Genomic DNA, 26097 nt, shown 5'->3' with positions numbered 1-26097 from the left:
ACCTATTTTAGAATCTCTGCAAAAAGTTTTAAATCATCACTATAAAGAAGTTGAATGATGAAAACTATTATTACAGAAAAATTCATTATTCATCTATTAATTCTATCTTTTACGATTAGATTTTTCTAAATAGCTACTTTAATCTTATTTTTGCAAAAATTTTTAAATTGAGTACTCGAGAAAATTGGATAAGTTGCAAGAATTGTAATGGACTTGGAAAAAAAAGTCAAGGAGTTTCGAAAAGGAAACTATCGCGTTATGAATTAGCTGTTGCTCAATCTAAAAAGAATGAAAATTTTATTACTCCAAATAAACCAAAAAGTTCGATGCAGATCTGTACTGTCTGCTCAGGAACCGGTTTGACAACTACAAATGAACATCCATCACCCAACGAAAAAAAATATCCTCATATTGCAATTGTCGGAGCTGGAATTGGTGGAATTGCATTGGCATTAGCGTGTTTACATCGTCAAATTCCTTTTACACTTTTTGAACGTGATCGAGCTTTCAACGATCGTTCCCAAGGTTATGGACTAACGTTACAGCAAGCTAGTAAAGAATTAAAAAAATTTGGAATCCAAACTTTAGAGGAAGGAATCGTTTCTACATTGCATTTAGCACATACTATAGAAGGAAATGTGATTGGCGAATGGGGAATAAGAAAATTGCAAGATAAAGAAGCGATTGAAGCTAAAAACAAGAATAAACATACCAATATTCACATTGCGAGGCAATCTTTACGCTTAGCTTTTTTAAATCAATTAGGTGGCAATAATCAAGTTTTATGGAATCATCAATTAGTCGATTTTAAAGTTGATGATAAAATAGAATTAACATTTGATGTTGATGGAATTCAAAAACACTTTAAAGCTGATTTACTTGTTGGTGCTGATGGCATACGAAGTACAGTTCGTCGATTGATTATAAATGAGGAAAATACTCCATTACGTTATTTGGGGTGTATTGTTATTTTAGGTATTTGTAAACTGGATGCTTTAGCTAATTTAGAAAATCATTTGTTGGATGGAGCAACGGTATTTCAAACAGCAAATGGAACTGAACGAATGTATATGATGCCTTATGACAAAGATTCGGTTATGTGGCAATTTAGTTTTCCAATGTTAGAAAATGAAGCGATAGCTTTGAGTAAAAAAGGTTCAGAGGCTTTAAAAATAGAAGTTGCTAAAAGAACGCATTGGCACTCTCCTATTCCTGAAATTATTGCAGCTACAGAACCCAAACAAATCACTGGATACCCCGTTTATGATCGAGATTTATTAATGTCAAATTTACTAGAAAATGCTGGCTCTGTCACTTTAATTGGCGATGCAGCTCATCCTATGAGTCCTTTTAAAGGACAAGGTGCAAATCAAGCTTTATTAGATGCTTTATTGTTAGCACAAAAAATAACATCAGCTTATAATAATATTCAAAATAAACAGATTAATTTACGTGAAGAAGTTTTACAACAATATGAAAAAGAGATGATGGAACGAAGTAGCGTTAAAGTGAAAAAGTCAGCAGATGCCGCAAAATTTTTACATTCAGATATTGTACTTCAAGAAGGTAACGTAACGTTTGGTTCTAAGTGGTCTTCTACTTTATAATTAATTATTCTAGATTTACTCATTCATAATCAATAAAAAAGGAGTTTTTACCTTTTGATAAAAACTCCTTTATATAAAACAACTACACAAATTATTTCAGGAATTTCTGTTGATATTCTTTTCTATATGCATAATAAAATACAACTGGAAGAATTGTAAAGGATAAGATTAAACAAATAATTAATCCTCCTACAATCATAATTGCCAAAGGCTTTTGAATTTCTGATCCCATTCCGGTAGAAAGTGCTGCTGGTAATAATCCCATCGATCCCATAAGCGCAATCATCACAACAGGGCGTATTCTACTTTTAACACCATTGACTATTGCTTCTTTTAATTGCATTTTATGCTTTAAATTATCTCGAATAACACCAATTAGAACAATTCCATCAATCGTTGCTACTCCAAAAAGAATAATAAAACCTATTCCCGCAGATATACCAAAAATGGTTCCTGTTACCCAAAGCGAAATAAATCCTCCAATAAAAGCAAAAGGCAGTGTTAATGCAGCTATCGCTGTGTCTTTTACATTTCCGAAATTGGTATACAATAATAATAAAATCAAAACTAACGAAATCGGAACGACCATTGCTAATTGTTTTGCTGCACGCTCTTTACTTTCGAATTCACCAGCCCATTCCATGTAATTTTCTTTCGGTAATTTAACTTCTTTCGCCACTACTTTCTTCGCTTCATCGATTGTACTTCCTAAATCACGACCTTCTATACTGAATCCTACACCGATATATCGACTATTTCCTTCTCGATAAATAAAAGCAGGTCCTGTTTGATAACCAATTGTAGCTATTTCCTGCAAAGGAACATTGTTCCCATTACTTGTTGGAATCAAAATATTTCCAATTTTCTCAGGAGTATCTCTATAAGCTTCCTGAAAACGAAGAATAACATCAAACTGTCGATCATTTTCATAAAACTTAGTAGCTGCTTGTCCACCAATTGTCATTTCAATTACTGCCTGCACATCCGCTGTACTAATACCATATTTCGCCATTTTTGAATCACTCAATTCTATTCTAAGTTCAGGTAAACCAATATTTTTGTAAACATTGATATCCGTTATTCCATTTACTTTTTCGATAGAAGTAGCGACCTTGTTTGCATATTTTTCTAAATCATACAAATCATCACCAAAAATCTTAATAACTAATGAACTTTTTACACCAGCTACATATTCTTCGACATTATCTTGAATAGGTTGTGAAAATCCAAATACAATTCCTGGATAATGATTTAGTTTATCTCGCATCTCTTGAATAATCTCTTCTTTTGAAATCTTGCGCTTCCAATCTTTTTCATCTTTTAATTGAACATTAAACTCAATATTAAAGAATCCTGTTGGATCTGTTCCATCATTTGGACGACCTGTTTGTGTTAAAATAAAATCAATTTCATCACAATCTTTCTGCATCAACTCTTTCATCTCTTTTGTTAATCGAGTTGATTCTTGTAAATTGACACTATTTGGTAAAGTTGCACGAATGTAAATTGCTCCTTCATTCAGTTTTGGAAGAAATTCTGATCCATAATGCGAGAACTTAAACAAACAAAGAGCTAAAATTCCTAAAAAGATTCCTATTGTTGCCTTTTTATAACGAAATGCAGTTTCATATAATCCAAAAATAGTTTTCTGAAAAAATCGAGTAATAAAGTTCTCTTTCTCCTCCATATTTTTCTTAAAAAGCAACTTACACATTGCAGGAACATAAGTTAGACTTAATATTAAAGATCCTAATAATGCGTATCCTAATGTAAATGCTAAAGGAGAGAACATTTTACCTTCCACTTTTTGGAATGAAAATATCGGTAATAAAGCAACAATAAGAATAAGTAAGGCAAAGAAAATATAAGAAGCTACACTTCCTGCACTTTTCTTTATAACACCCATTTTACTCATTTTTGCGAAACGTTCTGCTCCTACTTTATGTTGCATTGTAGCTAAAGCAACAAAAACTGTTTCTACAATTACCAAAGTTCCTTCTAACAACAATCCAAAATCCAGTGACCCCATTGAAATTAAATTCGCTGGTAATCCTTGTATTTTCAACATAATAATTGCGAACAAAAATGAAAGCGGAATAACCGAAGCTACAATAAATGTTGATTTCCAATTATATAAAAAAACAAAAACAATTAATGATACCAATAAAATACCTTCAATAATATTTTTAGAAACCGTATGTACTGTATTATCCACCAATTTGGTACGATCTACAACTGTTTCAATTTTCACATTATCTGGTAAAGTTCTTGTATTCAATTCTTCAATCTTCGCTTTCAGATTTTCAATGACTTCGGATGGATTTTCACCACGCAACATCACAACAATTCCTTCTACCATATCATCATGCTTATTGTAACCAACTTGCCCCAAACGTGGTTTATTCGAAATGACAACATCTGCCACATTTTTGATCAAAATTGGTGTAGAACCATTTAGAGCGACAGTAATATTTCCGATATCCTCTATCTTATCTAGTAAACCAACACCACGAACTACATAAGCTTGATCTCCTTGCTGAATCACATCTCCACCAACATTTATATTTGATTTAGAAACTGCTTCATAAACATCTAAAGGCGATAAATTATAATTCTTTAATTCTGTTGGATTAATTTTAATTTCATACGTTTTTTCTTCTCCACCAAAACTTACAACATCTGCAACTCCTGATACAGAAAGCAATTCACGTTCTATTACCCAATCTTGTATCGCGGTAACTTCCTTGATCGGTAAATCACTTTTGATCACATAACGAAAAATCTCTCCTGTAGCACCAGAAGGCGGTTCAATATCTGCATCAGCTCCTTCTGGTAAATCAACTCCACTCAATTTATTCGATACATATTGTTGTGCATAAAAATCATCTACTCCATCTTCAAACTGAACCGTTACAACAGATAATCCGAAAAGAGAAATTGAACGAATATTAGATTTATGCGGAATACTATTCATTACTTTTGAAACTGGTAGAGTCACCAATTTTTCCATTTCCTCAGCACTTCTTCCTGGCCATTGTGTTATAATACGAGCTCTAGTATTTGTTACATCCGGAAATGCCTCTATTGGTGTATGTTTTAAAGAAAATATACCTGCAAAGAGTAATGCAAATACAGCAAATAAAACAAAGGTTGTATTTCGTAACGAAAAAGTTACGACTGATTGTACTAACTTTTTCATTTATTATTTATTTAATTCCTCAAATATCATTAGAGCGTTTCGAGAAATAACTTTCTCATTTGGAGCAAACTTTTCGCTAACAAATGTGAATTCTTCATTCTGACCAATCGTCGTAATTTTTCGAATTTCCATTGTACAATCATTTTTATATACCACCACATATTCCTTGTTGTTCTCAAAAACTTTGGCTTTGTTTGGTATCGCAAATGCATTTCCTACAATATTTTGTTTATCGATAATAATATCTGCACTCAAACCTGGCATCAAGTTCAAATCTTGATTTTCTAACACAACACGCGCTTTCAAAACGTGTTCATTTTCATCAAACACATTGTATATTTTATCAATTTTTCCAACATAAATTCGATCAGGATACGCCATAGATTTCACTTTTACAGCATCTCCTTTTTTTACATATTGCAGATTATTGGCGTAAATATTTACCATTACCCAAACCTGTTTTAGATTTGAAATAGAGAAAAGATTTTCATCTGAATCAGAAATAATAGACTGACCAACGCTCATGTTTTTCTGAACGATATAACCATTTTTAGGTGATAAAATCTGGAATTGACCATTGCCAACTGCACGATACATCTTCAAGGTAGCATTGATTTTATCAATTTCAATTTGCGCTGATTGTAATTCGTGTTCTGCCTCTGTAACTTCGGGCTGAGAAGCCATTCCATCATTCAACAATTCTTTTTTCGACTTAATTTGTTTTCGAATCAAATCCATTTGATTTTGATGATAACGCTTTTGCTGTACCAAATCTAGTACTTCGTTCGATTTTACAACTGCCAAAACTTGACCTTGACGCACATAATCGCCTAATTCAAAGTTCACTTTATCTACCACTCCTTGTAGCAAACTTTTAAAGCCAACTAAATCATTTTCGTTATATTCAATTTTTCCTGACAAGGTTAATTGTTCGTGAATTGGTTGCTGCAAAACTGGTACAATTTCGGTTGACTTTTTCAATTGCTCGTTCAAACAAAATTTGTTTTCTTTTACCACTTCTTTCTCGGTTTCTTGCTTGTTACAACTACTTAAAACCAAAGTAAAAGCAGCTAAAAAATAAAAAGTTTTTTTCATCATTTTATAAATCTTGTCCAACGATATAATTTAGTTCTTCGAATGTGTTTTGATAATTTTCCAATAAATCCAAATAAGCTTTTTGAGATTCGCGATAAGCCTGCGTAAAATCAATAAATTCTAATAAAGTGATTTGTTTATTTTGGAGATGTTTTTTATAATTGTCAATCATAGTTAATTGCTCTTGATTGTTCAATTTTTTCCATTGAATAAGTGCTTTATCCAATTGACTAATTTGATTTTGAAGTCGATCAATCGAAATATCTAATTCAGAATTCAAGGCATTTTTGGTGATTTGTTGTTGATTCAGTACAATTTCAGAAGCTTTGATGTTTCCTTTATTCGTATTGAAAATCGGTAAATCAATGCTTACACCTACACCTACAAAATCGCGCATAATATTTCCACCTCGATCATAAATTACTTGAAAAGCCAAATCTGGTGTACGTTGTGCTTTTTCTAAAATCAATTGTTTTTCAGCTAAATTGATTTCATTCTCTTGTTTTTTTAACGCTATATTTTGCTCTTTCGCTAATTGTTTAGCATTAAATGGAATTGATTTGGAGTGAGAATTGAATCTTGAAAAATCGATTTCATTTACATTTAAATCTGAGTTTTGCGTTAACAATCGAAGTTTATTGATGTATTCAATTTCTTGATTTTCTAGCTCAATTTGATCTTTTTGTAAACCAATTAATTCGGTTTGAAGTCTGTAAAAATCTGCTTTTGGAACATTTTTTAAATCTGCTTGTCGCTGATATTGCGTCATCATTTGTTCAAACAAATCAACGCTATTTTGCAATTCTTTCTTTTCAGATTGAATACGCGCCAACGAAAAATATGTTTGTCTTAATTCCTTTTTCAGCTCACGCAACAATTCCTCATACTCAAAAAGTGCCGAATTCTTCTCTAATTCTTTAATCGCAACACGCTTTTTTCGTTTACCAGCGGTTTCAATTAATTGCTCTAATTCGACAGAAATTTGTTGATTTTTCCCGTATTTACCGAATAAATTAGGCTGTTCTTCCACATGATATGTTTTCCAAAGATTAACCTCAGAAATACTCAACGTTGGGTTTTGCCATAATTTCTCCTGAATAATTTCAGCATCAATTCTGTCTACATTGAATTTATTCGCAATAAGCGCATAATTTTTTTGTAAAAACGCGGCTTCTAGATTGTCCAACGTTATGTTTTGCGCCTGTGTTTGTATCGCAAGAACAATTGGAATTGCTGTATAATAGATCTTCTTCACTTCTACTCTTTTTGAAAATTCAAAAGTAAAAGTGTAAGATTAAGGTAAGTTTTAAGTTAGATTAAAAGTAGATTAGAAAATGAGTTTAACAATCGTTCCTTTAGGTTTATTCGGAACAATTTCTATATCAATTTGATGAAGTGTAAAAATAATATTCGCCATCGAAAGCCCAATACCTTTTCCTTGAAAATCTTGCGTGTTTTTTCCTCGAAAAAAGTTTTGTTTAATTTGTTTGATATCGGTTTCTAAAATACCAATTCCTAAATCGGAAATATGAATTTGCAAACGATGATTAATTTCCAAAAACTGTACTAAAATCGGTTGATTGTTCGAATATTTTATTGCATTACTTACTAAATTATTCAGCGCAACTTCTAGTAATTTTTCGTTTCCTTGAATGGTTAACAATTGATTATTTTCGACTTGTAAATCCACATTTATACGCGCTTCATGATACAAAATTGCATTTTCAATCACTTGCCAAACTACTTCATCAATTCGAATTTGACTAAATTCAAAACTCGTTTTATCTCCCGAAAGTAACATCATTTGGTCTAACGTTTCTTGCAAATCATTGGTATATTGTTTCAGTTGCACAATCACATTTTCGTAATCTTCGAGCGTTCTTTTTTTATGATTTGTAACCTCTAAAGTTCCTAATAATGCAGTAATTGGTGTTCGTAACTCGTGCGAAACATAATCAATAAAATTCTTTTGTACATTAAAAGTTTGCGCCATTCGATCAATAAAATGATTGTAGGTTTTGATTAAATCTTCAATCTCTGCATACGACTTATTAAGCTTTAAAGGTTCAGTAAAATTCTTCGCATCACGCTCTTTTATTTGCTCAATAATTTTTGTAATCGGTTCATAAGCAATTACTCCTAAAAAATTAGAAAATAGATAAATAAAAATCAACCCGACCAATGAAACCGAAATCAAAATTTGAAGTAACGATTGCATTTGTTCGTTGAATTCTTGTTTAGATTCGCGCGTAATTACTACAAAATCTCCTTGGTTATCGTGATAAAAAATTCCGTTATAAAAGAAATCTTTACTCGCAAAAAAATCAGTTTTATTCGAACGAATATTCTCTATAAATTGCTGCGTTATTTCTTTATTATCAGCCATATTTCCATTGTATTTTTTATTGTTTTGATCAATAATTAAAATATTTTTTCTGGAAATCGTTTTTATCAATTGGCTTTGTACATTATTGTGTTCTAAAACGGGTAATTCGTCTTTTTCTAAGTAGTAAATAGAAGCCAAAAGTGTCTTATTCTGCAATGATTTGATCTCTTTTTTCTCCATTTCGGTATAAAAAGAAAAATAAATAATTGTAGAAACAATCAAAATAATGATACTAAAAATAATGACTGAATAAAGCGCTAATCGATGTTTTAACTTCATAATTTAAGCTTTAAACATATAACCAACGCCTTTTACTGTATGAATATATTTCATACCATTTTTCTCTATTTTATTACGCAAATACGAAATGTAAACATCCACAACATTGGTGTGATTATCGAATGTTATTCCCCAAACAGCATTTAAAATTTGGATACGAGTAACGGTTTTATCTATATTTTCGATTAAATAATTCAACAACTTAAATTCACGAGGAGAAAGCTCTGTTTCTTCTTGATTGACAAAAACTTTATATTGATCCAAATCGATTTCTAAGGCATCAAAAATCAATTTATTTTCAGGAACTTCTTGCGAACGAAACTGATTACGACGCGTTAAAGCCTTGATGCGAGATAATAATTCGTCGAAATGAAATGGTTTTGTAATGTAATCATCTGCACCATAGTCCAAAGCCGAAACTTTATCTTGAACTGTATTTAATGCACTTAACATCAAAATTGGAGTGAATATTTTTTTGTAACGAAGTGTCTGTACAAGCTGAATTCCATCCATTTTTGGTAACATAATGTCACAAATAATCAAATCAAACTGAATCGTAAGAAATTCATCTAAAACAGTTTCCGCATCTTTACAAAGCGTAACCAAATGTCCATTTTCTTCTAATCCTTTGATTAAAAAATCGCTAATTCGCTTATCATCTTCGATTACTAAAATTTGCATATACTTTCCATTTTTCCAAAATTAATGAAATTGATCAAGATGAGATGAATATAGCAAATTTTCTAATTGGATTTTAATTTAAAAAGAACAAAATTCAATAAAAAACGAGCAATAAATTGCTCGTTTTTTATATTCAATAATTCGAAGTCTAATCTCCTTCTCCACTATTTTTCATCGCAGTCAAAAGATTATATGCTCCTTTCGAAACATAGACTTTTCCTGAATTTTGAGGAGATTTTATTTCAATCATTTTATTCGCAGAACCTCCTATTTCTACAAGAACTAATCGAAACTGATTTTTAGTTTGTCTTTCGAACACATAGTCTTTTCCTTCAAACTGAATTACAGCTTCTTCTGGTAAAACATTCGCGTCAAGCGAATTCACTTGCAATTCGATATTGAAATACATATTCGCTGTTAATCGCGTACCATTCGCATTCGTAATTCGTGCAAAAACATCAACCGTTCCATCTTCATTCACTTGATTTGAAATTGAGGTGATTTGCGCATCTAACTTTTGATCTGGTTTTGCATTGGTATAAGCTTTCAAAAATTGACCAATCTGAATGTTACTCAGATCCTTTTCAAATACTTTTACATTCAACAAAGAACGATCTGGATTAATAATTTCTAACATCGCATCTGCTGGCGAAATATATTGTCCTGTATTCGCAAAAACCTGACTCACCATTCCGCTAATCGGTGCATAAACATTGATGGTACGTCGGATATTACTCAACGAAACTGAGGAAGGATTGATATTCATTAATCTTAGTTTCTGTTCCAAGGAACTTTTCTTTACCATCAACGATTGACGTGTTGCTTTCGCTTGTTGCATCACTTTGTCACTTGCTGCTTGCTCTGCATTCAAATCCTTTTGACGAACATAATCTGCACTAGCCTGCTCTAACAAAGCTTTTGTTGTGAGATAATCTTCTTGCATTTGGATATACTGCGGATCTTCTAAAACCACCAAAACTTGTCCTTTATTGACATAATTTCCTGGAATTAGTGCAATTCGTTTCACATAACCACCAAAGGCATTGGTGATAGAAATAGTATTTTCTGGGGTTACTGCCGTCTTTGCATTTAGCCGAATAGTTGTAGGTAAATTCTGATGACGTAAAGAGGTTGTATCAATTTCAAAATTCTTTAATTGAGCATCTGTCAACTTTAAAATTGAAGTAGAAATAGTTGCTTTTTGCTCTACTTCAGGTTTTGTTTCTTCTTTGTTACAACTCATCACAACAAAAGATGTACAAAGCATTAAGATATATTTTTTCATATTATTGTGCAGTATAAAAAGTCATTGCGGCATAAGCCTGATTACGTAGATTCTTTGCTTCTAGAAACTTTGTTTTCACTTCGATGATTTGATTATTCAGAATCACCCAATCCAAAAAATTAATCTCTCCTTCTAGTAATTGACGATTAATTGTTTTTTGTAAATCATTCGCAGCAGGAAGTTGAGTTTGCTCAAAATCTCCTACTATTTCTTCGTAAGCGTTTACTTTATTTTTTAAAACATCAAAATCTTGTTGCAACTTCGATTGTTGTAAAGTATACGCTTGTTTTGCAAGATCAGTTTTAACTTTTGAGGCTTCAATTGACGAATTAATTCCTCTATTAAACAAAGGTAAGCCAACTCCTACTTGAAAAGAATTGTATCGATTTTGATCCAAGTCAGAAAAGCTTTGATTTGAATATCCAACTGTTAAAACTGGAACTTTTTTCGATTTTTCAACTTCAGTTTCTAAAGTAGAAGTCTGAATATTTTCTTCAGCTAATTTTAACATTGGATGTACATTTGAAACAGATAATCCTGCAATTTCACTCCAATTTACACCATCTTTTGTTGGATAAATTTTGAATGATGAATTGGTTAAAAATTGAATTTGTCTTGATTCATTTTCTAATTCATTTTCGACTAATTTCAATTGATTTTGAATCGATTTCAACTGAATAATAGCCGTTGAAACCTCACTTCGGTTTGATTCACCTTTCTTCAAACGTAAATTTGCTTTCTTCAAAAACTCTTGGTAAATCAATTCATTTTCTTTCAATAAATCTTGTTGATATTCTGTATTTTGCATATTGACATACAGATTAGCTAATCGTTGTTTAATTTCAACTTTCGTCAATTGTTCATTTGCTTTAGAAGTACTGATCATTTGTTCGTTCAAAGCTTTTTGACGTTTAAAAACCACAGGAAATTGAAACGATTGCGAAATAGTAAACTTGTTATCAAATTCACCTGAATTCACTTGTCCAAATTCCGCAGCTATATCTAAAGGTGAAAGCGAACGATTGGCAAACACATTTTTCTCGTGATAAACAGTAGTCAATTCTGCTTGTTTAATTTCGAGGTTATTCGCGTCAGCTAACTTGACAACTTCATCAAAACTCATACGTTCTTGCGCATTAGCAGTTGTTCCAAACAAAGCTAGAACTAATAAAATAGCTGTAGGAATTGATTTATGACGAGTTGATTTCTTTTTAAAATGAATATTTTCGAACATAACATATAAAATTGGTAAAACAAATAAAGTAAGGAAAGTCGCGCCCATTAATCCTCCAATAACAACAGTTGCTAATGGACGTTGAACTTCTGCGCCCGAACCATTACTAAGAGCCATTGGTAAGAAACCTAAAGAGGCTACGGCAGCTGTCATTAGAACGGGACGAAGACGAGTTCGTGTTCCCATAATAACAATTCGAGTTGTATTTTTAATTCCGTTATCACGTAGACGATTGTATTCTGATATTAATACAATTCCGTTTAGAACGGCAATTCCAAAAAGTGCGATAAATCCAACTCCAGCACTAATACTAAAAGGCATATCTCGCGCAGCTAAGAATAGTATTCCACCGATTGAAGAAAGCGGAATGGCTGTATAAATTAATAAACTTTCTTTGATTGATTTGAATGCAAAAAATAACAAGACAAAAATCAAAACCAAGGCGACTGGAACAGCGATACCTAAACGAGCTTTAGCATGATTCAAATTTTCGAAAGCTCCACCATAGGTTGTATAATAACCTGTAGGAAGTTTTATTTGAGCATCAACTTTTTGTTGTAATTCTTGTACAACACTTTCTATGTCGCGTCCTTTTACGTTAAATCCAACAACAATTCTACGTTTTGCATCTTCGCGCTGAATTTGATTTGGCGTATTTTTATAATCTACTTTTGCTAATTGATTCAATGGAATCTGAATTCCAGAAGCAGTAGGAATCAATAAATTTCGAATATCTTCGATATTCTCGCGTTTGTCTTCTGCTAAACGAACCACCATATCAAAACGTTTTTCACCTTCGAAAACCATTCCAGTAGATTGTCCTGCAAAAGCCATATTAATAATTCGATTTGCTTCTCCAATACTCAATCCATATTGCGCTAATAAAGCACGATCAAATTCAATCACAACTTGTGGAATTCCATTAATTGGTTCAATATATAAGTCTTGCGCTCCTTTTACAGTATTGATTATTTTTCCTAATTTATCTGCATTATTGGCTAAACTATCTAAATTTTCACCAAATATTTTCACCACCACATCTTGTCGTGCTCCTGTCATTAATTCGTTAAAACGCATCTGAACAGGAAATTGAAATCCCGTTGAAAGTCCTGGAACATCTTCCAAAGCTTTACTCATTTTATCCGATAATTCTGGAAAAGTTGTGGCAGAAGTCCATTCTTTTTTAGGTTTCAATACAATAATCATATCTCCTGTATCCATTGGCATTGGGTCAGTAGGAATCTCTCCACTCCCAATTTTTGTCACAACCATTTCAACTTCAGGAAATTCATCTTTTAAGATTTTTGCAGCTTTGGTCGTATATTCTTTCGTTGTCGTAATATTACTTCCTGGTAAAATACGTGCTTCTACAGCAAAATCGCCTTCTTCTAAAGCTGGAATAAATTCACCTCCTAAACGAGACATCACAAAAACAGCAATAGTGAAAAGTGAAAGTACAACAGCTAGAATAATAGTACGAACTTTTAAGGCTTTGATTAAATATTTCTGATGAAAAATCTCAATTTTAGCCATTACACGATCCGATAAATTAGGTTTCATTTTCTTCTTTTTACTTAAGAATAAACTAGTCATCATCGGAACATAAGTCAATGAAAGAATAAATGCACCAATCAATGCAAAAGCAACAGTTTGCGCCATTGGTTTGAACATTTTCCCTTCTATTCCTTGTAAAGTAAAAATTGGTAAATAAACAATTAGAATAATAATTTGACCAAAAACAGCCGAATTCACCATTTTTTTAGCTGAAGAACCAACTGTTTGATCCATTTCAGTTTGCGTTAATTTATTCTTCAACCCAAATTTTTTGTTGTGTGCTAACTGATGCATCGCCGCTTCTACAATAATCACAGCACCATCGACAATCAATCCAAAATCTAATGCGCCTAAACTCATCAAGTTTCCACCTACACCAAAAATATTCATCATAATAATCGCGAATAATAAGGCCAGAGGAATGACAGAAGCTACAATAAAACCAGCACGTAAATTACCTAAGAAAAGTACCAAAATAAAGACAACGATTAAGGCTCCTTCAAGTAAATTCGTTTCAACCGTATGAATAGTATTGTCAACCATTTTTTTACGGTCTAAGAAAGGTTCAATAACAACTCCATCAGGTAATGTCTTTTTGATTTCTTCGATACGTTGTTGTACATTCTTAACCACTTCGTTACTATTTGCTCCTTTCAACATCATAACAATTGCACCAGAAACTTCACCTGTATCGTTATATGTCATTGCACCATAGCGCGTAGCAAAGCCAGTTTTTACGTCTGCAACATCTCTCAATAAAATAGGTGTTCCACTTTGCGAACGTTTGACCAAAATATTTTCGATATCTTCGATGTTACCAATTAAACCTTCAGAACGGATGAATAAAGAAGTAGGACCTTTTTCGATATAAGCTCCACCTGTATTTTGATTATTCTCACTCAGTGCATCAAATAAATCATTAATTGTCAGACTAAAAGATTGTAAACGTTGCGGATCAATTGCAATTTCGTATTGCTTCAATTTTCCTCCGAAACTACTCACATCTGCCACACCAGGAACGCCTAAAAGTTGACGACGAACAATCCAGTCTTGAATTGTTCTTAATTCAGTTTCATCATATTGATCTTCGTAACCTTCGGCGGGACGAACAACATATTGATAGATTTCGCCCAAACCTGTCGAAATTGGACCAAGTTGTGGTTCTCCAATACCTTCGGGAATCTCATTTTGAACCTGAATCAATCGTTCACTTACTTGTTGTCGCGCCCAATAAACATCTGTATTGTCATCAAAAACAATGGTTACCAATGATAATCCAAAACGAGAAAAACTACGAATTTCGGTAATCCCACCAATATTAGAATTAGCTTGTTCGATAGGAAAAGTCACTAAACGCTCAATATCTTCTGCACTAAAAGAAGGCGCTACAGTGATAATTTGAACCTGATTAGATGTAATATCAGGTTGTGCATCAATGGGTAATTTTGTCGCATCGTAAATACCAAATATCAACAAAGCCAACGTAAACAAACCCACGATAAATTTATTCTTGATTGAAAAATCAATAATTTTATTTAACATCGTAAAATTGTATAGATTAAAAATGTGCTAAATACAAGTTGTAAATAGCTGAAATTGGATAAATTGAAAGAATCAATCTATCATAAATCTAAAAAAAATCACGCTTGTTTTGGCGGTTGCCAAATAGAATCTAAATAATGAGTATATAAGAAATCTTCATCAAATATTTTGATTGAAGTGGTAGAAATTTCTTTATCTAAGTGTAAAATATCAAAGAGTTTTATAGGAGAGAAAAAAAAGTCGATATGAACAAACTCAACTTTCATGAAAGGTAATTTTTGGTCAGTTTCCCAATCCGCATCAACCTCATGTCCTCCATAATGATGAACTAAAAAAGTTTTCATTTCATCCAAAAAATCTCCTCCTTTATCATGTTCAATAAAATGAGAAATAAACACAGGCAATTTATATAACTGACACAATTGAGTTGAAGTCGTTATATATAAAAAAATTAAAATTTTAGTTGCCCATAGTTTCACAAGCCAAAGGTACACTCTATTTAATAGTTTTCAAATTTAATTAATGGAAAAATCTCGTTAAACTTACTTAGAAACCTCTTTCTTCGTAAATAAATGAGAAATTACTTCGAGTTTATCATGATCGAATAAACACAAACCTTCAACATAGAAAGGTGTAAAATGAAAACTTTGTTGATCTACGATTCCAAATTCTTTCAGTTTTGGTTCGTAAACGACAAAACCTGTACGCAAGAATGGTTTTTTAGAGACTTTATACAACACAATATCATTGGTAAATAATCGTCGATTTCGTTTATCCAATATATCTATTCCAATATCTATGGTATCAAATTGTAAAGCATTTTCGTGCCAAGAAAACTCGTTATAACCTTTAAAATAGGTCACTCCATCTATCTCCTTCGCAAAACCTTCTACTTTATTTTTGTTTCGTAATCGATAATATCCAATCGTTTTCATCTGGCAAATTTGCAATAAAAAAATTTAAAATAGAAACGAGCAATATTAAAATAGATGATTAAATTTATCATCCGAAAACAACTAACACAATGTACAAAATATATCCACAAAAAAGATACAATGAAACCTTAGCTTTGCTGAAACAATTTGCTCAACCTACTGATAAAATTCTTGATTTAGGAATCAAAAATCCTTTTACAGATGTGATGTTGGAAAATGGTTTTGATGTAAAAAATACAAATGGCGACGATTTGGACTATTATTATAAGGATTTGCAAAATTATGATGCTAACTTTGTAACGGCTTTAGAAATTTTAGAACATTTGGTAAATCCAATGGAAGTGCTAAGAAATTTGCCTGGAGATAAATTATTAGCTTCAATTCCGATGCGTTTGTGGTTTTCGCCTGCTTATCGTAATCAAAATGATGCGCGAGATGTACATTATCACGAATTTGAAGATTGGCAATTTGACATGTTAATGGAAAAAGCTGGATGGAATGTAATACATCGTCACAAATGGACGCATCCATCAAACAAACTGGGAATAAGACCCTTATTAAGAAGAATTACACCAAGATATTATGCTGTCTACGCAGAACGAAAAAAAGACTTTACTTACTAAATACTCTATTGTTATACCTGCACATAACGAAGAAGATTTTATTGCGATTACGCTAAATTCTCTCGTTAATCAAACTGTTTTACCATATGAAGTGATTGTTGTAAATGATCATTCAACCGATAAAACACAACAAATTGTAGAAGAACTTATAGCTAAATATCCGTTCATCAAATTAAGAAATATCTTATCAAAAGGTGAACATCAGCCAGGAAGCAAAGTGATACAAGCTTTCTTGAAAGGTTACGAAATCATTGATCCTAATTATGATATTATTGTTAAATTGGATGCTGATTTAGATATTCCTTTCAATTATTTTGAGACTATTTTAACTCATTTTAATCATGAGGAAGATATTGCAATGGTTGGTGGTTTTGCGTATATTGATAAGGACGGAAAATGGATTCTTGAAAATCTGACAGATAAAGACCATATTCGTGGCGCATTTAAGGCGTATAGAAAAAATTGTTACGAAAAAATTGGTGGATTACGCGCACATATGGGTTGGGATACAGTAGACGAATTGTTGTGTAAATATTATGGTTGGAAAGTTGTTACAGACGAATCTTTACACATCAAACATCTAAAACCAACTGGCGCGAGTTACAATAAATCGGCGCTTTACAAACAAGGTGCAGCTTATTATTCACTAGGTTATGGATTTTGGATTACATTAATTGCTGGCACAAAATTGGCTTTACGTAAAAAGAAACCAACATATATTTTGTATTATTTGAAAGGTTTTTTTGAAGCTAAAATTAATGGTACAAAAAAAATGGTAAATCGAGATCAAGAGAAATTTATCCGAAATTATCGTTGGTCGAAAATGAAACAAAAAATAAAAGGTTAAATCTAACATGCGATATTGGTTAACATACACGCTATTTATCTTTCCATTCATCAGCTTTGCGCAAAATAAGTTGATTACTGGTTCTGTGGTTGTAGACGAGGGAAACGATTATATTTCCTCAGTTTCTGGTGCTCGTATAGAAAATCTGACGTCAGAAAGTAAGACATATACAAGTCCTTCAGGCTATTATTCTATTCAAGCAAATGTTGGTGACACGATTTTGTTTGAAGCAGATTTTTTGATTCCAAGAAAAATTGTAGTCAATCAAAACATTTACAACAAAGGTTTTTTACAAGCACATTTGGATATTGAAACGATTGAATTAAGCGGTGCTACAATTGGTAAAGGTCCTTTACAACCTAAATATCACAAGGATAATAAAACAGATTTGTACGATAAAATGGGTCTTGATCAACGTTTACGAGATTTGGAACCTAAAAGAGATATTGCGAAGTTCAAACCAATGGATGTTTTAAATCCTGTTCGATTAATTGGTCATATGAATGGATTTTATCGTGAGCAACGTCGTGTACGTAATTACGAAACAAAACTTTCTCTCGTTCAAGAAGTTAAACATTATTATCCTACAGATTTTTATACAAATCAATTACAAATTCCTGAATATAAAATAGAAGAATTTTTATATTATGTTAATGCGCGTTATCCGCTTCAAGAAAAAGTTTTGAGCAGACAATTTGGTACGATAATGATTGATTTAGAATCTTATGCGAAAGATTATTTGAATGAATTAAATCAAAACAAAAATCAATAATTCTTAATAGATTTTTAAAATTTAGCCAATAAACGTTAACAAAATTGATGCTAATTTATTAAGACTTATCTTCGTACAAATAATTAAACGTATAATCACGAACAATTGAAATCACTATTTACCATTCTAATATTGCTGTTGTCGAATTTTATTTTTGCACAAGAAAAATGGGTTCAAGGAAACATTATCATTGATGATTCTGACGATACAGCAGAAGGAGTTTACGTTACAAATCTGAGAACAAATCATACAACAATTTCTAATTTTACAGGAACTTTTCTTATTCAAGCAAAAGTAAATGACACGCTAAAAATACAATCTGATTGGTACGAAAATCGACTAATTATCTTAAGACCAAATTTGTTCAATAAACAAACAATTGTAGTGCATTTAGCTGTACAGACAATTCAATTGAATACCGCATATATTGGTCAAAAATTGACAGGAATTCTTGAAAAAGATGTCAAAAATGGAAAAAAAGCTGATGTTGTAACAAAACTTTATAAAAGTCTTGGTGTTAATCCTGATATCAAACCTATAAAAGACACATCTTCGTTGAAAGCTGGATTTTTGAGTGGAGATATTACGTTGACGAGATTGGATATTGGGCGTATTTATGATGTTTTTTCTGGTAAAGCCAAACAACGAAAAGCATTGCTTGATTATGAAGATAAATACGATAAAATTACAAAAATTAAGAATTATTTTGGTGAAGATTATTTCACAAATGATTTAAAAATTCCGAAATTCAAAATCAGAGATTTCATTGAAAATGCATTAACAAATACCGAATCTAAAATAGAATTGAATGATGTAAATTATTTCAAATTACTTCAATTATTTAATTCTTACAGTAAAATATACCTCGACTTTTTATACGGAAAAGTACCAAATAATACGAAAATCATCAAAAAAGATACGATAGACGATTAAAAAAAGAGCTTGATAAATCAAACTCTTTTTTTGGTTTTATAAATTGTGTGAAATTAGTTTTTATAAGAAATCCATTTCACCATTTCTTTCACAGTTGGTTTTTTACCATAAATTAAAATTCCAATTCTATAGATTTTTCCAGCAATATAAACCATAAATATTGTACTGATTAACAGCAAAAATAAGGATAAAGCTAATTGCCAAATCGGAACATCGAACGGAATTCGAGTAATCATTGAGATGGGAGAAGTCAATGGAATCATTGATAACCAAAAAGCAACTGGACCATCAGGATTTTCGAAAGTTGTCATACTTCCGTAAAGTCCAATCATCATCGGAACTAAAGGAAAATATGTAAATTGTTGCGTATCTGTATCATTGTCAACCGCAGAACCAATTGCCGCGAAAACAGAGCTGTAGAACAAATATCCTAAGATAAAATAAGAAATAAAAGCAAAAATGATTAACGGATAATTAAACGTTAACAATACTTCGCTAATTTCTGTTACTTTTTGCATCATATCTGGATTAGTCTCGGCTAATTGTGCTTGATTCATCATTTGTTGCGACATATCCATTCTTGAAGCAGCAATTGTTGGAAATAAAATCAATAACCCCATTGTCATTCCAATCCATATTGCAAATTGCGTGACTGCAACCATTGTCGTTCCTAAGATTTTACCCATCATTAATTCGAAAGGTTTTACAGAAGAAATGATAATTTCTACAACGCGATTATTTTTTTCTTCAACCACAGAACGCATTACTTTTACACCATAAATCATCACAAACATGAAAATAATGTAAGTTAAAAACATCGATAATCCGATTTTCAACTCCATTCCTTTATCTTCTTTTCCGTCTGTAACGTTAAAAACATTCAGGTTAACACGTGCCTTAGAAGCTTCTAAAGCCGCTTTGTCAATACCAGATTTTGCCTGTTTTTCTTTTACTATTTTATCACTAATCGTTCTCGAAAGTTTTTCACGATCAGTAATTCCAAGATTTCCATTTGTGATTAATTCAGTATTTTTCTCAATATTATCATAATTTCCATCTGTATTTTTCGGAATATGAAGAATCGCATTCAAATATTCGCTTCCTTTCAAAGTATCTTTGATAGATTTCAACTCTTGAGGCGTGTAAATACTAAACATCATTTGTTTAGTCGATTTAAACGAGGTTACAAACTCTGTACTTTCATCTACAATTGCAATATTTTTCACTTCCGAATTATTCGCAGAACTCAAAAAGAAAATCACCGCTCCTGCCCCAACAATCAACAAAGGCGAAAGAAAAGTCATAACAATAAACGCTTTGTTTTTTACTTGAGAAAAGAACTCGCGTTGTGCAACTAAAAATATATTTTTCATTTGATAATTAGCTTAAAGATTAGGAATTGAACTTTGTTTAACGGCTTCCAAAAACACATCATTCATCGAAGGAATAATTTCTTTGAATTGATGAACTTGCCCCACTTGCATCAATTTATCTAAAATCACATTAGTTGGTGTTTCTTTATTGTATAACAAATTAAATTCAGTTCGTTGATTAATGTTTCGTACATCCGAAATCTCAAATTCATTCGCTAAATTTTGAAGAGAATCAGCGGGAATTTCATTCAATTGAATCGAAAATTTCCCTGTCTTAAATTGATTTCTAACTTCTTCAATTGTTCCATCTAATACTTTATTCGATTGATTAATCAAAGCAACATGATCACACATTTCCTCTACAGATTCCATACGATGCGTCGAAAAAATAATTGTCGTTCCTTTATCTCTTAATTCAAGAATTTCATTCGCAATAATTTGTGCATTTACAGGATCAAAACCACTAAAAGGTTCATCAAAAATCAGCAAAGAAGGATTGTGAATAACTGTAATCACAAACTGAACTTTTTGTCCCATTCCTTTCGACAACTCGCTCAATTTCTTGTTCCACCAAGACATCATATCAAGTTTCTCGAACCAATATTCGGTACGTTTTTTAGCTTCCGCAGAAGAAAGACCTTTCAGTTTTGCAAAATACAGTGCCTGTTCTCCAACCTTCATATTCTTGTACAAACCACGTTCTTCTGGCATATAACCAACTTGACCGATTGATTTTTTCGTCAAAGGTTCTCCATTCAACAAAATTGTCCCGCTATCTGGCGCTGTAATTTGATTGACAATACGAATAAAAGTCGTTTTTCCAGCACCATTTGGTCCCAAAAGTCCATAAATAGAACCTTGTGGAATATTGATACTAAAATTATTAAGCGCAACTTTATCTTTATATTTTCTTGTTAAGCCTTGAGCTTGCAATAAAAATTCCATTTTCTATATCATTTGATTTGTAAAATTAGTAAGAAGAAAGTAAATTTTGTTACAGATTTTAATGAGATTCATTCGGATCCCATACAATTTCTTTAAAATTAATCACTTTATCATTTATAATCTCCACACCTTCATTCTCTAACAATTGCTGCATCAAACTCGAAGGATTAAAATGATGTTTTCCAGTTAACAAACCATTTCTGTTTACAACACGATGCGCAGGAACATCTTCTCGATTATGTGCATGATTCATTGCATAACCAACCACACGCGCAGAAAATTTTTCTCCTATATATTTTGCTATCAAACCATAAGTAGAAACACGTCCTTCGGGAATTTGACGAACTATTTCATAAATTTTCTCATAAGTATCAGAAATGATTTTTGTCATAATCTAAACATTTATTGTAAATTTAAAGAAAGTAATAGAATATGAGCCAAAAAGTTCCAATTAAATCTCTTTTAAGCCGACCACGTTTTAAGGTTTTTACGCATTTATCAAAACAAGAATTTATTGATTTAATCAAAAAACACCTTGAAACAAATTCTACTGAATACGGAGGTTATGCCAATCAGGAAGTTGCGATGATTCGTGTCCGCAAAGACAAGGATAAATATTGGCACCCGCAATTACAAATCAGAATTGAAGATGACGATGATCATCCTAACTATTTGGTTGTAAGAGGAATTATTGGTCCGCCTTCTAATGTTTGGACATTTTTCGCATTTTTGTATGGTTTGAGCGGAGCTATTTTTATCACCTTAGGCTCTTATGCGGTTTCCGAATATATTGTACAAGGAAATAGTGTATGGATTTGGAGTATTCCTATTGCATTATTGATTACTTTAGGAACCTATTTAGCGAGTTTATATGGTCATTATTTGGCAAAATATCAGCTAGGAAGATTGTATCATTTCGTGAATGAATTGCTTCGTGATGCAGAGTTTTATCAAAATAGCGACGAAATCAAAGAATAAAAAAAGCGACCTAAATAGGTCGCTTACAAGAAATATGTTGAGATAATATATTAATTAGATTACTTTCACATTAACGGCGTTGATGCCTTTTTTTCCTTGTTCTAAGTCAAAAGATACTTTATCGTTTTGAGCTACTTTGTCTGTTAAACCAGAAACGTGTACGAAGTACTCTTTTCCTGATTCGTCATCTTTAATAAATCCGTATCCTTTTTCTTCATTAAAGAATTTTACAGTTCCTTTATTCATAGTATTTTATTTTCGTTGATAAAGATATAAGATTTATTTACAAAACCAATATTAATTTTTAGTTTTTTTTATAACAATTTTTTTAGCCTATAATTTCATTATAATTTTGCTTCAAATCATAATATTTTGGCAGGAATTTATATTCATATCCCGTTTTGTAAACAAAAATGCAGCTATTGCGACTTTCATTTTTCGACAAATCTTCAACATAAATCAAATTTAATTCAAGCAATTAATAAAGAACTTGAGATCAGAAAAGATGAAATTTCAACACCTTTAGAAACGATTTATTTTGGAGGAGGAACACCTTCTATCCTGTCCGAAATTGAATTAGAAAGTATTTTCGAAACGATTTATAAAAATTATTCAACCAAAAATTTAAAGGAAATTACACTCGAAGCGAATCCTGATGATTTGAATAAAGAAAAACTTAATTTCTTAAAATCAACTCCGATTAATCGTTTTTCGATTGGTGTTCAATCATTTTTTGAAGAAGATTTGAAATTAATGAATCGCGCACATAATGCACAAGAAGCTGAAACTTCGATAAAATTGGCGCAAGATTTTGGTTTCGAAAATATCACTATTGATTTGATTTATGGTTCTACGACCACAACCAACGAAATGTGGAAGCAAAATTTGCAAAAAGCAATTGAGCTGAATGTTCCACATATTTCTTCTTATGCGTTAACAGTCGAAGAAAAAACAATTTTAGATCATCAAATCAAAAAAGGAATCACAAAACCGGTTGATGAAGATCGTCAAAACGAACAATTTCAACTTTTAGTTGACACTTTAACTTCGAATGATTTTATTCAATATGAAATCTCCAATTTCGGAAAAGAAGAGTATTTTTCTTTACACAATTCTAATTATTGGAAAGGAATTCATTATTTAGGAATTGGACCTTCTGCGCATTCTTATAACGGAAAAACTCGTGCTTGGAACATTGCAAATAATTCTAAATACATACAAGCTATCAACGAAAATAATCTACCTCAAGAAATTGAAGTTTTAAATGAAGTAGAAAAATTTAATGAAATGATAATGATAGGATTGAGAACAATTTATGGAATAGATTTAAATCGAATTAATTCAGAATTTTCTCAACCTTTAGTTAATTCTTTTCATCAAGAACTCAATCAATTAATCAACGAAAATTTAGTCGAAAAGAAAGAAAATAAAATTATTTTGAAACCCGAAGCAAAATTTTTCGCAGACGGAATTGCTTCTAGATTATTTTACATCAATTAATTTGTTAAATTTGCGATATGAATGATAACAGACCAATTGGTGTTTTCGACTCTGGAGTTGGTGGTTTGACGTTTGCAAAAGAAATAAAACGTCTGCTACCAAACGAAAGTTTGATCTATTTTGGCGATACTCAAAATTTGCCTTATGGAGAAAAATCGAAAGAAGCGATTACACAATTTTCGGTAGACATTACTAATTTTTTAATAGACAATAATTGTAAAGCGATTTTAGTTGCATGTAATTCTGCAACCGCTAATTCGTTGAAAGAAATTAGAGAAGCTGCTGGAAAAGATGTTCCTGTTATCGATGTTATTTCGCCTGTTGCGGAGAAAGTTTCGTTCGAATTAAGAGAAAAGATAGGTGTTATTGCAACAAAAGCAACTGTAAATTCGGGCGCGTACAAGAAAGCAATTCGTCGTCGAAATAAACATATTACGGTTATTGAAATGGCTACTCCTCTCTTAGTACCTGTTATCGAAGAGGGTTTTACAAATTCTACGATTTCTAAAGCAGTTTTAGAAACGTATTTATTGAACAAAAAATTAGAAGGAATTGATTCGATTATTTTAGGATGTACGCATTATACACATCTGGAAAAAGAAATCAATCAAGTATTTGAAGGAAAAGTTGATATCGTAAATTCACCTTTAATTGTCGTGAATCAAGTAATTTATCAATTGGCAAAAGAAGGAAAATTGGCTGCGAAAGATACTGTTGCAAACTATACATTTTATATTTCTGACAATACAGATAATATTATAAAAGTGGCAAAAAAATTCTTTGGAAAAGATATTCAATTAATTGAGAAAAATTTAGAAACGAAATAGAACCGACCATTATTTGTCGGTTTTTTTATAAAATATTACGAACAAACAAAAACAAATCATTACATGGAAAAATCAGCAGAATTAATTGCATTAGAAGAAAAATACGGAGCGCATAACTATCACCCACTTCCAGTTGTATTGGAAAAAGGTGAAGGTGTTTACGTTTGGGATGTTGATGGAAAAAAATATTTCGACTTTTTATCAGCTTATTCAGCTGTTAATCAAGGTCACTGTCATCCTAGAATTATTAAAGCGTTGAAAGATCAAGCCGAAAAATTAACGTTAACTTCTCGTGCTTTTTATAATGCGGAATTAGGAAAATACGAAAAATTTATCACAGAATTATTCGGTTTCGATAAAGTATTGCCAATGAATACGGGTGCAGAAGCTGTAGAAACAGCGCTAAAAATTGCTCGTAAATGGGGTTACGAAAAGAAAGGAATTCCAACTGGTGAAGCGATTATTGTAGTATGTAAAGACAATTTCCATGGTCGTACAACTACTATTATTTCTTTCTCGAATGATGAAGATGCACGTAAAAATTTCAATCCTTACACAAGTGGTTTCGAAGCTGTAGAATACAATGATGTTGAAGCTTTGAAACAAATTTTAGAAGAAAAAGCAGATAAAATTTGTGGATTCTTAGTAGAACCAATTCAAGGAGAAGCTGGTGTTAATGTACCTTCTGAAGGATATTTGAAAGCTTGTGAAGAATTATGTAAACAACATAATGTTTTATTTATCGCGGACGAAATTCAAACAGGAATCGCACGTACAGGAAAAATGTTAGCAATCGATCACGAAAATATTGATGCTGATGTTTTAATCTTAGGTAAAGCCGTTTCAGGTGGAGCTTATCCAGTATCTGCAGTTTTAGCAAATGATGAAATAATGAATGTCATCAAACCAGGACAACACGGTTCTACTTATGGAGGTAATCCATTAGCTGCGGCTGTTGCTACAGAAGCTTTGCAAGTTGTTTTGGACGAAAAATTAGCTGAAAATTCTGAAAAATTAGGACAAATTTTTAGAACAGAAATCACGAAAATGGCTGAAGAATTTCCATTATTCAAATCAGTTCGTGGAAAAGGTTTATTAAATGCAATTTTAATCAACGATACACCAGAATCTGAAACAGCATGGAATTTCTGTGTTGCAATGAAAGACAACGGATTATTAGCCAAACCTACACACGGAAACATCATTCGTTTCGCTCCTCCTTTAGTGATGAACGAAGAACAATTACACGAATGTTTAGCGATTATTCGTAAAACTGCACAAGAGTTTAATAAATAATCAACAATAAAATGATATAGAAAAAACCTGATGAAATTTCATCAGGTTTTTTTATATTCGAAACTTGTAACGTCCTGAAAAACTGATACAGGATTAGCCCAATAACATTTTATTTTAAACAGTACATATATTCTTATTTGTACTGTTTTTCTTTTTGTACGATTTTGTTATTAAATCTTGTTTCTTGTTCCTTTGCATCGTTTTTT

22 protein-coding genes are annotated in these 26097 nt (G+C 31.8%); 9 read left to right on the top strand and 13 right to left on the bottom strand.

What is annotated here, in order from left to right; translation table 11 throughout:
* Positions 1 to 167: 167 nt before the first annotated feature.
* The gene (locus B4J88_RS05595) at positions 168 to 1607 is read left to right on the top strand and encodes an FAD-dependent oxidoreductase (RefSeq protein WP_291066763.1); all 1440 of its coding nucleotides are present in this window, start codon (positions 168 to 170) and stop codon (positions 1605 to 1607) included.
* A 91-nt stretch (positions 1608 to 1698) separates the two neighbouring features.
* Here B4J88_RS05595 and B4J88_RS05590 read toward each other — a convergent pair whose 3' ends face one another.
* The 9 genes from B4J88_RS05590 to B4J88_RS05550 all read right to left on the bottom strand — a co-directional run bounded on the left by B4J88_RS05590 (position 1699) and on the right by B4J88_RS05550 (position 15797).
* On the bottom strand, positions 1699 to 4806 hold the full coding sequence (locus B4J88_RS05590) for an efflux RND transporter permease subunit (RefSeq protein ID WP_291051693.1): 3108 nt from the start codon (positions 4804 to 4806) through the stop codon (positions 1699 to 1701).
* Between the two features lie 3 nt (positions 4807 to 4809).
* A complete protein-coding gene (locus B4J88_RS05585) occupies positions 4810 to 5901 on the bottom strand; it encodes an efflux RND transporter periplasmic adaptor subunit (protein ID WP_180906311.1) in 1092 nt (363 codons plus the stop codon).
* Positions 5902 to 5905: 4 nt separating this feature from the next.
* Positions 5906 to 7156, bottom strand: a complete 1251-nt coding sequence (locus B4J88_RS05580; protein WP_038336631.1) for a TolC family protein — start codon at positions 7154 to 7156, stop codon at positions 5906 to 5908.
* A gap of 72 nt (positions 7157 to 7228) precedes the next feature.
* Positions 7229 to 8566, bottom strand: a complete 1338-nt coding sequence (locus B4J88_RS05575) for a sensor histidine kinase (RefSeq protein ID WP_291066760.1) — start codon at positions 8564 to 8566, stop codon at positions 7229 to 7231.
* Positions 8567 to 8569: 3 nt separating this feature from the next.
* Complete coding sequence (locus B4J88_RS05570; protein ID WP_291066758.1) at positions 8570 to 9247, bottom strand: response regulator transcription factor; 678 nt, start codon at positions 9245 to 9247, stop codon at positions 8570 to 8572.
* A 148-nt stretch (positions 9248 to 9395) separates the two neighbouring features.
* A complete protein-coding gene (locus tag B4J88_RS05565) occupies positions 9396 to 10532 on the bottom strand; it encodes an efflux RND transporter periplasmic adaptor subunit (RefSeq protein ID WP_125349493.1) in 1137 nt (378 codons plus the stop codon).
* Position 10533: 1 nt separating this feature from the next.
* Positions 10534 to 14862, bottom strand: coding sequence for a CusA/CzcA family heavy metal efflux RND transporter (locus B4J88_RS05560; protein WP_291066756.1), 4329 nt, complete (start codon positions 14860 to 14862; stop codon positions 10534 to 10536).
* Between the two features lie 98 nt (positions 14863 to 14960).
* Entirely contained in the window at positions 14961 to 15266 is a 306-nt protein-coding gene (locus B4J88_RS05555) for a hypothetical protein (RefSeq protein ID WP_286494879.1), read from the bottom strand.
* A 138-nt stretch (positions 15267 to 15404) separates the two neighbouring features.
* Positions 15405 to 15797: a hypothetical protein gene (locus B4J88_RS05550; protein WP_125349490.1), complete on the bottom strand. Its 393-nt coding sequence runs from the start codon at positions 15795 to 15797 to the stop codon at positions 15405 to 15407.
* Positions 15798 to 15886: 89 nt separating this feature from the next.
* Between B4J88_RS05550 and B4J88_RS05545 the strand changes: the two genes are divergently transcribed.
* The 4 genes from B4J88_RS05545 to B4J88_RS05530 all read left to right on the top strand — a co-directional run bounded on the left by B4J88_RS05545 (position 15887) and on the right by B4J88_RS05530 (position 18972).
* Positions 15887 to 16420, top strand: a complete 534-nt coding sequence (locus B4J88_RS05545) for a methyltransferase (protein WP_125349489.1) — start codon at positions 15887 to 15889, stop codon at positions 16418 to 16420.
* Complete coding sequence (locus tag B4J88_RS05540; RefSeq protein ID WP_291066754.1) at positions 16380 to 17267, top strand: glycosyltransferase; 888 nt, start codon at positions 16380 to 16382, stop codon at positions 17265 to 17267. Before B4J88_RS05545 ends, B4J88_RS05540 begins: the two co-directional genes overlap by 41 nt.
* A 7-nt stretch (positions 17268 to 17274) precedes the next feature.
* The gene (locus B4J88_RS05535; RefSeq protein WP_286494881.1) at positions 17275 to 18039 is read left to right on the top strand and encodes a hypothetical protein; all 765 of its coding nucleotides are present in this window, start codon (positions 17275 to 17277) and stop codon (positions 18037 to 18039) included.
* A gap of 138 nt (positions 18040 to 18177) precedes the next feature.
* Positions 18178 to 18972 carry a hypothetical protein gene (locus B4J88_RS05530; RefSeq protein WP_257468040.1) on the top strand — a complete coding sequence of 265 codons (795 nt, stop codon included), beginning with the start codon at positions 18178 to 18180 and terminating at the stop codon, positions 18970 to 18972.
* Positions 18973 to 19025: 53 nt separating this feature from the next.
* Here the strand turns inward: B4J88_RS05530 and B4J88_RS05525 are convergent, their stop codons facing one another.
* The 3 genes from B4J88_RS05525 to B4J88_RS05515 are packed head-to-tail and all read right to left on the bottom strand — an operon-like array spanning position 19026 to position 21681.
* Positions 19026 to 20345: an ABC transporter permease gene (locus tag B4J88_RS05525; RefSeq protein WP_291066751.1), complete on the bottom strand. Its 1320-nt coding sequence runs from the start codon at positions 20343 to 20345 to the stop codon at positions 19026 to 19028.
* Between the two features lie 12 nt (positions 20346 to 20357).
* The gene (locus B4J88_RS05520) at positions 20358 to 21290 is read right to left on the bottom strand and encodes an ABC transporter ATP-binding protein (RefSeq protein ID WP_038330560.1); all 933 of its coding nucleotides are present in this window, start codon (positions 21288 to 21290) and stop codon (positions 20358 to 20360) included.
* 58 nt (positions 21291 to 21348) lie between these two features.
* Positions 21349 to 21681 carry an MGMT family protein gene (locus B4J88_RS05515; RefSeq protein WP_115000393.1) on the bottom strand — a complete coding sequence of 111 codons (333 nt, stop codon included), beginning with the start codon at positions 21679 to 21681 and terminating at the stop codon, positions 21349 to 21351.
* A 41-nt stretch (positions 21682 to 21722) separates the two neighbouring features.
* Here B4J88_RS05515 and B4J88_RS05510 point away from each other — a divergent pair, with 41 nt between their 5' ends.
* Complete coding sequence (locus B4J88_RS05510) at positions 21723 to 22268, top strand: hypothetical protein (protein ID WP_115000395.1); 546 nt, start codon at positions 21723 to 21725, stop codon at positions 22266 to 22268.
* 54 nt (positions 22269 to 22322) lie between these two features.
* Here B4J88_RS05510 and B4J88_RS05505 read toward each other — a convergent pair whose 3' ends face one another.
* Positions 22323 to 22514 carry a cold-shock protein gene (locus B4J88_RS05505; protein WP_038330556.1) on the bottom strand — a complete coding sequence of 64 codons (192 nt, stop codon included), beginning with the start codon at positions 22512 to 22514 and terminating at the stop codon, positions 22323 to 22325.
* A 126-nt stretch (positions 22515 to 22640) separates the two neighbouring features.
* On the opposite strand from B4J88_RS05505, the gene hemW reads away from it, so the two are divergent.
* The 3 genes from hemW (at position 22641) to rocD (ending at position 25891) form a co-directional block, all read left to right on the top strand.
* Complete coding sequence (gene hemW, locus B4J88_RS05500; RefSeq protein WP_115000397.1) at positions 22641 to 23768, top strand: radical SAM family heme chaperone HemW; 1128 nt, start codon at positions 22641 to 22643, stop codon at positions 23766 to 23768.
* Positions 23769 to 23785: 17 nt separating this feature from the next.
* The gene (gene murI, locus B4J88_RS05495) at positions 23786 to 24595 is read left to right on the top strand and encodes a glutamate racemase (RefSeq protein WP_125349482.1); all 810 of its coding nucleotides are present in this window, start codon (positions 23786 to 23788) and stop codon (positions 24593 to 24595) included.
* 63 nt (positions 24596 to 24658) lie between these two features.
* Complete coding sequence (gene rocD, locus B4J88_RS05490) at positions 24659 to 25891, top strand: ornithine--oxo-acid transaminase (protein WP_115000400.1); 1233 nt, start codon at positions 24659 to 24661, stop codon at positions 25889 to 25891.
* Positions 25892 to 26097: the final 206 nt, after the last annotated feature.

Origin of the sequence: Empedobacter sp. UBA5036 (assembly GCF_002415215.1) — a bacterium.
GTDB classification, from domain to species: domain Bacteria; phylum Bacteroidota; class Bacteroidia; order Flavobacteriales; family Weeksellaceae; genus Empedobacter; species Empedobacter falsenii_B.
This window is presented reverse-complemented; position numbering and strand designations above follow the sequence as displayed.

Excerpts from the sequence above, each read along its gene's own strand:
- B4J88_RS05590 (WP_291051693.1), bottom strand. The coding sequence starts at position 4,806 with ATGAAAAAGTTAGTACAATCAGTCGTAACTTTTTCGTTACGAAATACA.
- B4J88_RS05585 (WP_180906311.1), bottom strand. The coding sequence starts at position 5,901 with ATGAAAAAAACTTTTTATTTTTTAGCTGCTTTTACTTTGGTTTTAAGT.
- B4J88_RS05575 (WP_291066760.1), bottom strand. The coding sequence starts at position 8,566 with ATGAAGTTAAAACATCGATTAGCGCTTTATTCAGTCATTATTTTTAGT.
- B4J88_RS05570 (WP_291066758.1), bottom strand. The coding sequence starts at position 9,247 with ATGCAAATTTTAGTAATCGAAGATGATAAGCGAATTAGCGATTTTTTA.
- B4J88_RS05565 (WP_125349493.1), bottom strand. The coding sequence starts at position 10,532 with ATGAAAAAATATATCTTAATGCTTTGTACATCTTTTGTTGTGATGAGT.
- B4J88_RS05560 (WP_291066756.1), bottom strand. The coding sequence starts at position 14,862 with ATGTTAAATAAAATTATTGATTTTTCAATCAAGAATAAATTTATCGTG.
- B4J88_RS05550 (WP_125349490.1), bottom strand. The coding sequence starts at position 15,797 with ATGAAAACGATTGGATATTATCGATTACGAAACAAAAATAAAGTAGAA.
- B4J88_RS05545 (WP_125349489.1), top strand. The coding sequence starts at position 15,887 with ATGTACAAAATATATCCACAAAAAAGATACAATGAAACCTTAGCTTTG.
- B4J88_RS05540 (WP_291066754.1), top strand. The coding sequence starts at position 16,380 with ATGCTGTCTACGCAGAACGAAAAAAAGACTTTACTTACTAAATACTCT.
- B4J88_RS05535 (WP_286494881.1), top strand. The coding sequence starts at position 17,275 with ATGCGATATTGGTTAACATACACGCTATTTATCTTTCCATTCATCAGC.
- B4J88_RS05525 (WP_291066751.1), bottom strand. The coding sequence starts at position 20,345 with ATGAAAAATATATTTTTAGTTGCACAACGCGAGTTCTTTTCTCAAGTA.
- B4J88_RS05520 (WP_038330560.1), bottom strand. The coding sequence starts at position 21,290 with ATGGAATTTTTATTGCAAGCTCAAGGCTTAACAAGAAAATATAAAGAT.
- B4J88_RS05515 (WP_115000393.1), bottom strand. The coding sequence starts at position 21,681 with ATGACAAAAATCATTTCTGATACTTATGAGAAAATTTATGAAATAGTT.
- B4J88_RS05510 (WP_115000395.1), top strand. The coding sequence starts at position 21,723 with ATGAGCCAAAAAGTTCCAATTAAATCTCTTTTAAGCCGACCACGTTTT.
- B4J88_RS05505 (WP_038330556.1), bottom strand. The coding sequence starts at position 22,514 with ATGAATAAAGGAACTGTAAAATTCTTTAATGAAGAAAAAGGATACGGA.
- murI (WP_125349482.1), top strand. The coding sequence starts at position 23,786 with ATGAATGATAACAGACCAATTGGTGTTTTCGACTCTGGAGTTGGTGGT.
- rocD (WP_115000400.1), top strand. The coding sequence starts at position 24,659 with ATGGAAAAATCAGCAGAATTAATTGCATTAGAAGAAAAATACGGAGCG.